This is a genomic window from Streptomyces sp., assembly GCF_035563135.1.
In the GTDB taxonomy this organism is placed as follows: Bacteria; Actinomycetota; Actinomycetes; order Streptomycetales; family Streptomycetaceae; genus Streptomyces.
This window is the reverse complement of sequence record NZ_DATMVN010000071.1, coordinates 1-12,211: the sequence shown is the minus strand read 5'-3', so window position 1 is coordinate 12,211 and position 12,211 is coordinate 1. Positions and strand designations below refer to the sequence as shown.

The window sequence follows — 12,211 nt, the reverse complement described above, 5'->3', positions numbered from 1 at the left end:
AACCGGTCCCCCGGCTCCCCCGCCACCTCCCGCACCGCAGCCGCGCAGTCCGCCAGCAGCCGCCGCTCGTCCCCGTCCGCCAGCACCGCGACGGCCCCGGGCGCCTCCTCCAGCATCCGGGCAGCGGCGTCCCCCAGCCGCCGCATCCCCGGCGGGGCGGGCACCCGCACCAGGCGGGCCAGCGACCCGGCGAGCACCCGCACCGCCTCCCGCGCATCCGCCACCCCGGTCAACGGCCGCCGCTCGTCGAGCCGTTCCAGCAGCATCACCCCGGTCACCGGATCATGCTCCAGCAGGCCCACCACCCCCGCCCCCGCCGCGCCCCAGACCCGTAGCGCGACCGGTTCACCCACCGTCTCCTCATCCACCATCTGCAGCTTCAACGCGGCCCTGCGGCCGTCCGCCTCCCGCACCACCGGAAGCACCAGCGCGCACACCCCGCTCATCGCGGCCCCGTCGAGGCGCAGCCCCCACTCCCCCAGAAACCTCTCGGCCAGCCCCGGCAGCACGCCGGCGAACTCCCGCCCCTGGTCCCCCTTGTGGGCACTCAGATTCACGACCAGGTCGTCCGGTACGTCGATCACCCCACGAGCGTAGAGGTAACGTCCCTCCAGCGACTGGTCTGCACACGGACAAGCAGGGGACACATGAGCACCGTCAGTACCGTCAACGGCGGCATCTCGTTCTGGTACGCGAAAGAAGGCACTCCCGCCCCACGCGAACCCCTGCCCGGTGACACCGGCACCGACGTCTGCATCGTCGGCGGCGGTTACACCGGGCTCTGGACGGCGTACTACCTCAAGAAGGCCGTCCCCTTCCTCAACATCACCGTCCTGGAAGCCAAGTTCTGCGGCTACGGCGCCTCCGGCCGCAACGGCGGCTGGCTCTACAACGGCATCGCCGGCCGCGACCGCTACGCCAGGCTGCACGGTCACGACGCCGCGGTCCGCCTCCAGCAGGCCATGAACGACACCATCGGCGAGGTCATCCGCGTCGCCGCCGACGAGAACATCGACGCCGACATCCACCACGGCGGCGTCCTGGAAGTCGCCCGCACCCCCTCCCAGCTCGCCCGCCTCAAGGACCTCCACTCCGTGGAGACCGCCTTCGGCGAGACCGGCCGCGTCCTGCGCGGCGCCCGCGAGACCGCCGAACGCATCCGCGTCTCCGGAGCCGTCGGCTCCAGCTGGACCCCGCACGGCGCGCGCCTGCACCCCGCCAAACTGGTCAAGGGCCTCGCCGACACCGTGGAAGCCCTCGGCGTCACGATCCACGAGTCGACACCCGTCACCGAGATCAAGCCCAAACACGCCGTCACCCCGTACGGCACGGTCCGCGCCCCCTACGTACTGCGCTGCACCGAGGGCTTCACCGCGGGCCTCAAGGGGCACCGCCGCACCTGGCTCCCGATGAACTCCTCCATGATCGTCACCGAGCCGCTCCCCCAGTCCCTCTGGGACACCATCGGCTGGGACGGCCGCGAAACCCTCGGCGACCTGGCCCACGCCTACATGTACGCCCAGCGCACCGCCGACGACCGCATCGCCCTCGGCGGCCGCGGCGTCCCTTACCGCTACGGCTCGGCCACCGACCACGACGGCCGCACCCGGCCCGCGACCGTCGAGGCCCTGCGCGACCTGCTCGTCCGCTTCTTCCCCACCACCGCGGGCGCCCGCATCGACCACGCCTGGTCCGGCGTGCTCGGCGTCCCCCGCGACTGGTGCGCCACCGTCACCCTGGACCGCAGCACCGGCCTCGGCTGGGCCGGCGGCTACGTCGGCTCCGGTGTCGCCACCGCCAACCTCGCGGCCCGCACCCTGCGCGACCTGATCCAGCAGGACTCCGGCCAGGCCGGCCCCACCGAGCTGACCGCCCTCCCCTGGGTCGGCCACAAGGTCCGCCGCTGGGAGCCCGAACCCTTCCGCTGGCTCGGCGTCCACACCCTCTACGCCGCCTACCGCGCCGCCGACCGCCGCGAATCCGCCTCACCCCACCTCGGCACGGACCGCCTCGCGAAGGCGGCGGACCGCATCGCGGGACGGCACTGAAAAAACTCGGGCGGCGATGTCGAGAACGCGCGCCCGGCTCCGTCCCCGGTGTGAACGCGACCACAATGGGCCGCACGCTCACCGAGGAGAACCACGATGGCCAAGTACCTGCTGCTGAAGCACTACCGCGGCGCCCCGGCCCCGGCCAACGACGTGCCGATGGAGCGGTGGAGCCCGGAGGAGATCTCGGCACACATGCAGTACATGAACGACTTCGCGGCCCGGCTGGAGAAGACAGGCGAGTTCGTCGACGGTCAGGCACTCGCCCCCGAGGGAGCATGGGTCCGCTACGACGGCGAGGGCCGCCCACCGGTCACCGACGGGCCGTTCGCCGAGACCAAGGACCTCATCGCCGGCTGGATGATCATCGACGTCGACAGCTACGAGCGCGCCGTCGAGCTGGCCGGAGAGCTGTCGGCCGCCCCCGGGGCGGGCGGCAGGCCGATCCACGAGTGGCTGGAGGTGCGCCCGTTCCTGACCGCGCCGCCCACCATCACGGAGTGACCCCACCGATGGACGAGGTACTGATCAGGAGCCTCGCACCGAGCGTGATCGCTGTCCTCGTCCGCCGCGGAGCCGACTTCGCAGCGGCCGAGGACGCCGTCCAGGACGCCCTGGTCGAGGCCCTCCGGACCTGGGCGGGCCCCTCCCCCTGCCCCCGGCTCCGCCCGGACGATGCAGGCCCTCCCCCGGACCCCCGGCTCCGCCCGCCCGGGGAAGGCCCCGTTCGCGACCCCAAGGGCTGGCTGATCACCGTGGCCTGGCGCAAGTTCCTCGACGCGGCACGCGCCGACGCCGCCCGCCGCCGGCGTGAGGACCGCTTCGAGGACGAGCCGGCACCCGGACCGGTCCCCGCGGTGGACGACACGCTCCAGCTCTACTTCCTGTGCGCCCACCCGTCGCTGACCCCGGCATCGGCGGTCGCCCTCACGCTGCGCGCCGTCGGCGGGCTGACCACCCGCCAGATCGCCGAGGCCTACCTGGTGCCCGAAGCGACCATGGCGCAGCGCATCAGCCGGGCCAAACGCACCGTGGCCTCCCCTGCTCGAACGGAACCGGGCACCCGGGGAATCTTCGGCCGGCCCGGCGACGTCGCCACCGTGCTGCGCGTCCTCTACCTCGTCTTCAACGAGGGCTACTCCGGCGACATCGACCTCGCCGCCGAGGCCATCCGGCTCACCCGCCGGCTCGCGGCCGGCATCGACCACCCCGAGGTGGCCGGGCTGCTCGCCCTCATGCTGCTCCACCACGCCCGGCGCGCCTCCCGGACCGCGCCCGACGGCAGCCTGGTGCCGCTCGCCGACCAGGACCGCGGCCGGTGGGACACGGGGCTGATCACCGAGGGGGTCGGCATCCTCCAGGCGGCCCTCGCCCGCGACCGGCTGGGCGAGTTCCAGGCCCAGGCCGCCATCGCGGCACTCCACGCCGACGCACCCACCGCCGAGGAGACCGACTGGGTACAGATCGTCGAGTGGTACGACGAACTCACACGCCTGACCGACAGCCCGGTCGTCCGGCTCAACCGCGCGGTCGCCGTCGGGGAGGCCGAGGGACCGCACGCCGGCCTGGCAGCACTCGCGGCGCTGGACACCTCCTCCCCGGACTCCCGTCCCCGCTCGGGCGAGGCACACCCTGTCCCCCGCCACACCGCGGTGGCCGCGTACCTCCACGAGCGCGCCGGCGACCTGACGACGGCGGCACGGCTGTACGCCGAGGCGGCCCACAAGGCACCCAACCTCGCCGAACGCGACCACCTGACCCGCCAGGCCGCCCGCCTCAACACCCGCCGGCCCCACTGACGGGCCGCACCCGCGGGGGGATCGGGCTGGTAACGCCAGCGGTAATGCCGTCGGGCAGGGGCAAGGAGCGGCATACCCCGTCGCGGCCCTCCACTGTGAGGGCAGTTTCGTGCGGGGCCTAGTGATCGCTTCGAGCCGGGAGCTTCCCGACCGCCGGCGCATCGGTGTAGTTGTCAGCCGCCGTGGAGGCGGAACCCCCTCGGGGCCCACGCCTTGCACGCCGTCTGCCGCACGGCTGACCGCCGCGAATCCGCCCCGCCCCACCTCGGCACGCGCCGTGTGGCGAAAACGGCGGGGCGCACCGCGGGTCGGTGTTGAGGGCAGGCGCCCGGCCGGGCCCCGCGACACGGTCCGGGCCGACTACGCCACCTCGATGCCGTACTCCTGCACCAGAGCCTCCAGCCCTCCCGGGTATCCCTTTCCACCAGGCACGAACTCCCAGTCGCCGGAGCTCCGCAACCGGAATGACCCCAGTACGAGCGCCACCTCCCCCGCCCGGCCGTCGGACACCTCCAACCGGTCCAGCTCCACACCGTCCGCGTCCCTCAACCGGACGCCGGCCTCGGTGAAGCCCTCGAGGTCTCCATCAGGATCGACTTCCGGGTCCACCGCAGCCACAAGCACCACACGGTCCGCCTCGGCAGGCAACGCATCGAACGCCACTCGTACCGCCGCCCGGTCCTCCGCGAGCCCGGGCACAGCACGCACCGCGCCCTCAGGGGTCTGCGGATTGTTGAAGAACACGAAGTGATCATCGCTGAGCACCCGGCCACCACGGCACACCAGAACGCACACATCCAGTGCCACGCCACCCGACCACGTCATGCCCAGCACGTTGTAATCACCGCCGGATCCGTCCTCGCCGTCCGGCGACGGCCGCTGAGCAGGCACCGTGGCATCACCCGTACCCGCTGACAACCTCCCTCGCAGACCACAACGCCCCAGAAGGTCGACCAACTCAGTCCCCGACACCAACGTCAGCGGCTTACCGTTGGCGAACGTGTAAGAGCCGGGTCCGAAACCGGATGTCGTCACCAGTACACCCTTGTTGGCGCCCGCTCCCTGCACCGTGCCGTACAAATCGCGCACCGCACTTGGGGGAACCGTGTTCCGGTAGCGCTTCACCTGCACAATGATCTTCCCGCCGCTGATCGGATCCGGGTCCAGAGCCTCGACGTCGACGCCACCGTCATTCGAACGTTGCGTCGTCACCGCGCGCATCCCCCGTGCCCGGAACAACTCGGCGACCAGCCCCTCGAACTCGATCGGGTCCATCTCCAGCAGGTCCGGATCCCCGCCGCCACCGTGTGACACGGCGCCCGACCCCAGGTCCGCCGGAACCCGCCCGGGCCGCACAGCCACCCGTTGATCCGGACGAGCCGACAGCTGCCCCCTCAGCGCCTCCGTCAGACAGTCCACAGCATTGACCTGTTCCAGGTTCAGCCCACCGAAATCGGCCCGCGAGACCATCACCGTGCTCAGGAAGACCACTGCCTGCCGCCCCGTCGCCGGATCCACGTCATCCACGAAACCGTTCAACGCGACAGACTCCACCGCCCCGAACTCATCCGCCGCGAACACTTCCCGCAACACGAGCAACACACACTGAGCCAGAACGTCCCGGTACAGAGCCCTCCGCTGGCCGGCAGGCCGAGGCGTCTCCTTCTCCGTGTCCGAACCGACCAAATATCGGACGATTTTCGACTCAGGAACCACCGCGAGACTCGGCAACTCCCAGTCCAGCACCAACTGCCTGCCCACCGGGTCGAACGCAGCCGTTACCTGGCGAGGAAAGTCCGCCGGCCACGCCGACGACGCGTACAGCGCGGCAGAAAAATACTCCACCACCGCATCCGCATCACCCCTCCGAAGCGCCACAGCCATCTCGGCGATCCCCGCATTATGCCGCCGGATCTCCCCCAACTGCCCCTGAGCCCAGTCGTCGTACTGGCGCCGGTACAGCGCGAGCTGCTGCTGCCGTTGCGCCTCCGCCACTTGCGCGGCCTGCCAATCCTGCTGGTACCGAGCCTGCGCCTCCTGTTGCGCCTGAGCCCGCCTCCCGGCAGTCCAACCACCCTGCGTCTGATAACGGTTCACATCAGGCATCGGAACGGGACATGCCAGCTGTCCCGGCGCGAACGGTTCGATGTCCTCCGTACGCGTCAGCGACGCGGTCCGGAACACGGGCACGCGCGAACCGGCCGCCAGCAAGTTCTCCAGCAGAGCGACCCGGGCCTCCAGTTCCTCCGTACGCCGCCTCGCATCCGCCTCACGCCGGCGCCGGTACTCCGCCTGCTGCTCCCGGTGCAACCGCGCCATGTCCCGCTCATGGGCACGCTGCAGCCGCTCCTGCTCACGCGCACCCTGAACAGCGGCTCGATGCTGCGCTTCATGCTGGCGCTGGAGCTGGCGCTGAGACTCCGCCCACGCACCGACCAGACCATTGGACCGACGACTCATCTACCGCACTCCCCACCCGTCCCCACATTCCCTGCACATGTCTTACACGCAGGGAAACGTCCATGTCCCGGGAGTGGCCGATCTGAGGCGATATCGCGGCCCAGGCAACAAAAAACCAGGCCAGCATGGCGCTGACCTGGCATTTTGAGCCGCCTGTCGGAATCGAACCGACGACCTGGAGCTTACAAGGCAACCGCTCTGCCAACTGAGCTAAGGCGGCGTAACGCACGCCAAACCCGCGCGCGCAAGCCCTCACTCTACACAGCGGCTCGCCCACTGATCCACTGAGTTTCACCGTCACCGTGACCACCCGACCATCCGTGCGTTAAGAGGACTGACGTGCTGTTCTGCATATCGGCCAGTCGGGGGGGCGGGCATGGCGGACACGGCTGACCAGCCGGAACGGGTGACAGGCGAAGAGGCCGAGCGCATCAAACGCGACGTCCTGGGCATCGCCAACCGTAAGAAGCATCATGACCGCGCTTTCACCGCCCTGAAGAGCCGAGCCAAGAAACCCGGCACCCAGCAGCGCGTATACCGCTACCGTTTCTATCCGACTCCGTCACAGGCCGAGCAGCTGAAGAAGACCTTCGGAGCCTGCCGCTGGGTCTACAACGAAGGACTGGCCCTGCGGGTCGGCGCCTGGGAGCGGCATCGGGTGTCTGTGGGGTACGCCGAGTCGTGCCGTGCGTTGACGGGGTGGCGCCAGGCATCGGAGACAGGCTGGTTGCGAGAGGTGTCGTCGACGGTGCTGCAACAGTCGTTGCGACACCTGGACGGGGCAATCACTCGCTCCTTCAAGCAACCGGCGAAGTATCCGCAGCGGAAGAGGAAACACCGCTCGCGGGACTCGGCGACGTACGTACGCACGGGCTTCCAGTGGGTGGAGAACCCGGATCTGCCAGGCACGGGGCGGGTGACGTTGGCGAAGCAGTCCGAGCCGCTCGACGTGCGGTGGTCGCGGCCGCTGCCGGCAGGCGTGGTTCCGGTGAAGCTGTCCGTGACGCGGGACCGGGCTGGGCGGTATTTCATCTCGGTGCTCGTCGAGGAGCAGATCGAGCCGTTGCCTGCCATGTTTCTGTCGGATGGGCATGAGCCGAAGGCGGTGGGGATCGATCTCGGCCTGGCGGCGTTGGTGACGCTGGACGACGGCACGAAGGTGGGTCATCCGCGACTGTTGCGGAAGTACGAGAAGGAGCTGGCGAGGTTGCAGCGTGGGCTGCACCGGAAGAAGAAGGGGTCGGCGAATCGAGGGAGAGCCCGGGAGCGTATCGGTCGGCTGTACGCGTTGATCAGTGATGTTCGCAGGGACATGCTGAACCAGTTGACCACCCGCCTCGTGCGCGAGAACCAAGTGCTCGTGGTGGAAGACCTGGCCATCATGAATCTGCTGCGGCAGGCTCCAGGAACGGGGCGTCGGCGCAGGACAGGGCTGAGTCGGTCGATCGCGGACGCGGCCTGGGGTGAATTGTTACGGCAGCTGCGCTACAAGTGCGAGTGGTACGGCCGGACGTTGGTGATCGTCGACCGCTTCTTCCCGTCGACGCGCCGATGCTCCGACTGCTACACCAAGGGCCCGTCGCTCGACCTGTCGGAACGGAAATGGACGTGTGCGGAGTGCGGCGCCGTGCACGACCGGGATGTGAACGCGGCGCGGAACCTCCGGGAGGAGGGGATGCGGCTGTACTGGCTGGTGGCTTCCGCACTGCCACCAGGGCGGATGCCTCCGCCCGTGATCAAGACAACGGAGCTGGCAGAAGTGCTGCTGGCGGCGTGAAGAAGAGCGGTACGGACCGACGGGCCGTCGGCCGTGATGCCCGTGGAGCCCACGTAAGCCCGGGCGGGCACCCCTCAGGGTGTGTCCGACCGGCAGAGGGTGCTGAAGCAGGAAGTGCCCCTCCGGTGCAAGAGCTAAAAGCCAGTGCTCTGCTCCGAGGGTGCGCATGGTCAAAAGTGCGTTGCTCTGCCGACGAATTTTTCATGGTCTTCGGACTACTGACAGATCCGGGAACGCCAGGTAGCGTCACCTCAGGTTCACTCCAGTGGACCACACCACTCCCTACTCGGATCGTCCGGCACGTTCCTGCCGGTGGAGGAGAAGCATCGTCATGGCCAGTGTCACGTTCGACAAGGCGTCCCGCGTCTACCCCGGCTCCACGAAGCCGGCTGTGGACCAGCTCGAGATCGACATCGCGGACGGTGAGTTCCTCGTCCTCGTCGGTCCTTCCGGTTGCGGCAAGTCGACCTCCCTGCGCATGCTCGCGGGTCTCGAGGACGTCAACGGCGGTGCGATCCGCATCGGTGACCGCGACGTCACGCACCTGCCGCCGAAGGACCGGGACATCGCCATGGTGTTCCAGAACTACGCGCTCTACCCGCACATGTCCGTCGCGGACAACATGGGCTTCGCCCTCAAGATCGCCGGTGTGAACAAGACCGAGATCCGGGCGAAGGTCGAAGAGGCCGCCAAGATGCTGGACCTCACCGACTACCTGGACCGCAAGCCGAAGGCGCTCTCCGGTGGTCAGCGCCAGCGTGTGGCGATGGGCCGCGCCATCGTGCGTGAGCCGCAGGTCTTCCTCATGGACGAGCCGCTGTCGAACCTCGACGCCAAGCTCCGTGTGTCGACGCGTACGCAGATCGCCTCGCTGCAGCGCCGTCTCGGCATCACCACGGTGTACGTCACCCACGACCAGGTCGAGGCCCTCACCATGGGTGACCGCGTCGCGGTCCTCAAGGACGGTCTCCTCCAGCAGGTCGACTCGCCGCGCAACATGTACGACCGCCCGGCGAACCTCTTCGTGGCCGGCTTCATCGGCTCCCCGGCGATGAACCTCGTCGAGGTCCCGATCACCGACGGCGGCGTGAAGTTCGGCAACAGCGTCGTCCCGGTCTCCCGTGAGGCGCTCACCGCCGCCGCGAACCGCGGTGACACCACCGTCACGGTCGGCATCCGCCCCGAGCACTTCGACATCGTCGAGCACGGCGGCGCCGCCGCGACCGGCCTCTCCAAGGCCTCCTCCGACGCCCCGGCCGGCCTGGCCGTCTCCGTCAACGTCGTCGAGGAGCTCGGCGCCGACGGATTCGTCTACGGTGCCGCGCAGGTCGGTGGCGAGCACAAGGACCTGGTCGTCCGCGTCGGCGGCCGTGCCGTCCCGGAGAAGGGCACCGAGCTGCACGTCGTGCCGCGCCCGGAGGAGCTGCACGTCTTCGCCACGTCGACCGGTGAGCGCCTGACCGCCTGACCCGTCCGGCCCGCCTGATCCATCCGCTGCGGCCCCGCGTCCTTCGAGGACGCGGGGCCGTTCGCATGCCGCGGGGCGGGATCAGGTTTCGGATCCGGCCGGGGCCGGACAGCCCGGTACAGCGGGCCGTTCGCCCCTCCGCGTCAACGCCCGATTCGAAAGGACCACTCGAACCATCCCTCGCAGGGGTGACGAAATGTCGCCAAGTCATCACTGGCCGCTACGCTCGCCTCCGTGACCCACACCGCGCGCCGAATCGGCCGAACCCTAGCTCTTGTACTGCCCGTCGTCATGGTCCTGTCCGGGACCCTCGCGGTCACCCGCGTGCAGTGGTCGGGGCAGGACACCGAGACCCAGTTGCTGACCGCCGCCTCGGAGACCGTGTCCAAGCAGGCGAAGGCCCAGGCCCCTCAGGACGTCCTGCGGGACAAGCTCCTGCTGGAGCTCCGTGAGAAGGACCCGGGTGCCGCGTTGACGAGCCTCCAGCGCACCGTCGAGGGGCGGCCCTCCCTCGCGAAGCACTGCATGTCGATCGCCAAGGCGCTGGGCAAGGCCGCCGTCGACCAGTACGGCCCGACGCGCGCCCACCGTTTCTCCCGTCCGGTCTGCGACACCTCGTTCGCCTCGGGCGTCGCGCAGTTCAGCTGAGCCGGGTGTGTCCGGGCACGGCATATCGTGCCTGGCATGCATACGTATCCGACGCAGGCCGTGATCCTGGCGGGTGGTCAGGGCTCGCGGCTGCGCCCGTACACCGATGACCGCCCCAAGCCGATGGTCGAGATCCCGGGGACCGGGACCCCGATCATCGGCCATCAGCTGTCCTGGCTGGCCGCCGAGGGCGTCACCGACGCCGTGATCTCGTGCGGCCATCTCGCCGATGTGCTGCAGGAGTGGCTGGACTCGGCCGTTCTTCCGTTGCGTGTCACGACCGTCGTCGAGACCGAGCCCTTGGGCCGGGGCGGCGGTCTCAAGCATGCTGCGGCCCGGCTGCCCGATCCGTCGGAGCCGTGGTACGCGACGAACGGCGACATCTGGACCCGCTTCTCGCTGCGGGAGATGGCCGCGTTCCACGCCGAGCGGGACGCGACCGCGACGCTCGCTCTCGCCCGCCCGCGGATCCCGTGGGGCGCCGTCGAGACGGACGCCTTCGGGCACATCACCGACTTCATCGAGTCGCCGCCGTCGCCGTATCTGATCAACGCGGGTGTGTACGTCTTCGCGCCCGCGTTCACCGCGATGCTGCCGGACCGCGGGGACCACGAGCGGATGACCTTCCCCCGGCTGGCCCGTGAGCGCCGGCTGGCCGGCTTCCCGCTGCCGCACGGGGCGTACTGGCGGGCGATCGACACCGCGAAGGACCTCACGGAGGCGGCGAAGGAACTGGGCGCCCACGCGGGCGGCTGACCCGTCCCTGGACGTGGGTGAGGGCGGCGCCGGATCTCCGGTGCCGCCCTCGTGGTGTACGGGGTCAGCCGAGCAGGCCGCCGATGGGGTTCTGGCCGGCGCCGCCGGAGGAACCGCCGTCGGAACCTCCGGAGGATCCGCCGCCGTCACCCGAACCGCCGGTCGTGCCGCCGGAGGCGGCGGAGCCGGACGAGCTGGGGCCCGCGTCACCCGTCGGAGGCTCCTGCGGGGCGGGCTCCTGCACAGGCGCCTGGCCGGTGCCCTGGGTCTGGCTGGGCTCACCACCGGTGCTCGCCCCGGCCGTGGGACCGGATTCGCGCTCGGAGCCGGAACCCGGGGCGGTCTCCTCGGCCGACGGGGTGTCAGGGGCACTGGAGGGGGTCGTCTCGGGGGTGCGGTCGTCCGGGGTGCGGGAGGGCTTGCGCTTCTTGTCCGCGGACTCGTCGGGGAGCGGGGAGCCGGGCAGCTGGTTGGTCGGGTGACTGTCGGGGCCCGGCACGGTGACGACCTCGGTGGAGCGGACGGCTCCGCCGAGCATGGAACCGACCAGCAGGGTCAGGCCGACGACGACGGTGGCGACCACGGTGCCGCGGCGCAGTACCCGGCGGCGGAGGTCCCAGATCTCGGAGCGCGGGCCGAGCGTGCGCCAGGCCTCCCCCGCGAGGCGTCCGTCGAGGGAGTAGACGGGGGCGCCGGCGATGACGAGCGGGCTCCAGGCGGCCAGCAGGATGACGTCGGGGGTGCTGTAGGTGGCGCTGCGCCAGCTGACCGTCACCAGGATGGCGGCGGAGAGCAGGACGCCGAAGGCCGCTGCGACCCGCTGCCAGAGTCCCAGGACGGTGAGGACACCGACGACGACCTGGAGGAAGGCGACGGAGAGCCCGGCGGCGACGGGGTGGGAGAGCGCGAAGTCGCGCAGGGGCTCGGCGGCGGTCCAGGGGTGCAGCGACGTCAGCCACTTGACCATGGAACCGCGGTCGCCGCCGTCGAAGTAGGCGGGGTCGCAGAGCTTGCCCATGCCGGTGTAGATGGAGATGAAGCCGAGGATGACGCGCAGCGGGAGGAGGACGACGCCGAGGTTCATCCGGCGGCCCGGGTAGTAGGCGTGCCGGACGGTGTCGTTGGCGTGGCGTCCTTCCCCGGCCGGGGCGCCCTCGTGGTCCTCGGAGCCGGGACCGTCGTCGTAGGTGGCGTCGTACGCGCCGCGGGCCGGTGTCCCGGCCGTGTCGTAGGCGCCGACGGCCTGCCGCATGGG

10 protein-coding genes and 1 tRNA gene are annotated in these 12,211 nt (G+C 70.3%); 7 read left to right on the top strand and 4 right to left on the bottom strand.

Annotated elements, in window-relative coordinates; genetic code table 11:
* Nucleotides 1–584: aminoglycoside phosphotransferase family protein (locus VN520_RS03195; protein WP_325745287.1), on the bottom strand; the 584-nt coding region annotated here is incomplete at its 3' end.
* Between the two features lie 63 nt (nt 585–647).
* Here VN520_RS03195 and VN520_RS03190 point away from each other — a divergent pair.
* The 3 genes from VN520_RS03190 to VN520_RS03180 all read left to right on the top strand — a co-directional run bounded on the left by VN520_RS03190 (nt 648) and on the right by VN520_RS03180 (nt 3,847).
* Nucleotides 648–2,048 carry an FAD-dependent oxidoreductase gene (locus tag VN520_RS03190; RefSeq protein ID WP_325745286.1) on the top strand — a complete coding sequence of 467 codons (1,401 nt, stop codon included), beginning with the start codon at nt 648–650 and terminating at the stop codon, nt 2,046–2,048.
* Nucleotides 2,049–2,144: 96 nt separating this feature from the next.
* Nucleotides 2,145–2,552, top strand: coding sequence for a YciI family protein (locus VN520_RS03185; RefSeq protein ID WP_325745285.1), 408 nt, complete (start codon nt 2,145–2,147; stop codon nt 2,550–2,552).
* An 8-nt stretch (nt 2,553–2,560) separates the two neighbouring features.
* On the top strand, nt 2,561–3,847 hold the full coding sequence (locus tag VN520_RS03180; protein WP_325745288.1) for an RNA polymerase sigma factor: 1,287 nt from the start codon (nt 2,561–2,563) through the stop codon (nt 3,845–3,847).
* 360 nt (nt 3,848–4,207) lie between these two features.
* Here the strand turns inward: VN520_RS03180 and VN520_RS03175 are convergent, their stop codons facing one another.
* Together VN520_RS03175 and VN520_RS03170 are read right to left on the bottom strand one after the other, a co-directional pair.
* On the bottom strand, nt 4,208–6,307 hold the full coding sequence (locus tag VN520_RS03175) for a restriction endonuclease (protein WP_325745284.1): 2,100 nt from the start codon (nt 6,305–6,307) through the stop codon (nt 4,208–4,210).
* A gap of 147 nt (nt 6,308–6,454) precedes the next feature.
* Nucleotides 6,455–6,527: transfer RNA gene (locus VN520_RS03170), tRNA-Thr, on the bottom strand.
* A 156-nt stretch (nt 6,528–6,683) separates the two neighbouring features.
* Here VN520_RS03170 and VN520_RS03165 point away from each other — a divergent pair.
* The 4 genes from VN520_RS03165 to VN520_RS03150 all read left to right on the top strand — a co-directional run bounded on the left by VN520_RS03165 (nt 6,684) and on the right by VN520_RS03150 (nt 10,956).
* On the top strand, nt 6,684–8,084 hold the full coding sequence (locus VN520_RS03165) for an RNA-guided endonuclease TnpB family protein (RefSeq protein ID WP_325745283.1): 1,401 nt from the start codon (nt 6,684–6,686) through the stop codon (nt 8,082–8,084).
* Between the two features lie 331 nt (nt 8,085–8,415).
* Nucleotides 8,416–9,552 (top strand): sn-glycerol-3-phosphate ABC transporter ATP-binding protein UgpC, encoded by a 1,137-nt coding sequence (locus tag VN520_RS03160; RefSeq protein ID WP_325745282.1) that lies wholly within the window; start codon nt 8,416–8,418, stop codon nt 9,550–9,552.
* 234 nt (nt 9,553–9,786) lie between these two features.
* Nucleotides 9,787–10,200, top strand: a complete 414-nt coding sequence (locus VN520_RS03155) for a hypothetical protein (RefSeq protein ID WP_325745281.1) — start codon at nt 9,787–9,789, stop codon at nt 10,198–10,200.
* Nucleotides 10,201–10,236: 36 nt separating this feature from the next.
* A complete protein-coding gene (locus tag VN520_RS03150) occupies nt 10,237–10,956 on the top strand; it encodes a nucleotidyltransferase family protein (protein ID WP_325745280.1) in 720 nt (239 codons plus the stop codon).
* A 64-nt stretch (nt 10,957–11,020) separates the two neighbouring features.
* Here the strand turns inward: VN520_RS03150 and VN520_RS03145 are convergent.
* Nucleotides 11,021–12,211: DoxX family membrane protein (locus VN520_RS03145; RefSeq protein ID WP_325745279.1), on the bottom strand; the 1,191-nt coding region annotated here is incomplete at its 5' end.

Coding starts and splice junctions, on each gene's coding strand:
- VN520_RS03175 (WP_325745284.1), bottom strand. CDS start 6,307: ATGAGTCGTCGGTCCAATGGTCTGGTCGGTGCGTGGGCGGAGTCTCAG.
- VN520_RS03150 (WP_325745280.1), top strand. CDS start 10,237: ATGCATACGTATCCGACGCAGGCCGTGATCCTGGCGGGTGGTCAGGGC.
- VN520_RS03190 (WP_325745286.1), top strand. CDS start 648: ATGAGCACCGTCAGTACCGTCAACGGCGGCATCTCGTTCTGGTACGCG.
- VN520_RS03185 (WP_325745285.1), top strand. CDS start 2,145: ATGGCCAAGTACCTGCTGCTGAAGCACTACCGCGGCGCCCCGGCCCCG.
- VN520_RS03180 (WP_325745288.1), top strand. CDS start 2,561: ATGGACGAGGTACTGATCAGGAGCCTCGCACCGAGCGTGATCGCTGTC.
- VN520_RS03165 (WP_325745283.1), top strand. CDS start 6,684: ATGGCGGACACGGCTGACCAGCCGGAACGGGTGACAGGCGAAGAGGCC.
- VN520_RS03160 (WP_325745282.1), top strand. CDS start 8,416: ATGGCCAGTGTCACGTTCGACAAGGCGTCCCGCGTCTACCCCGGCTCC.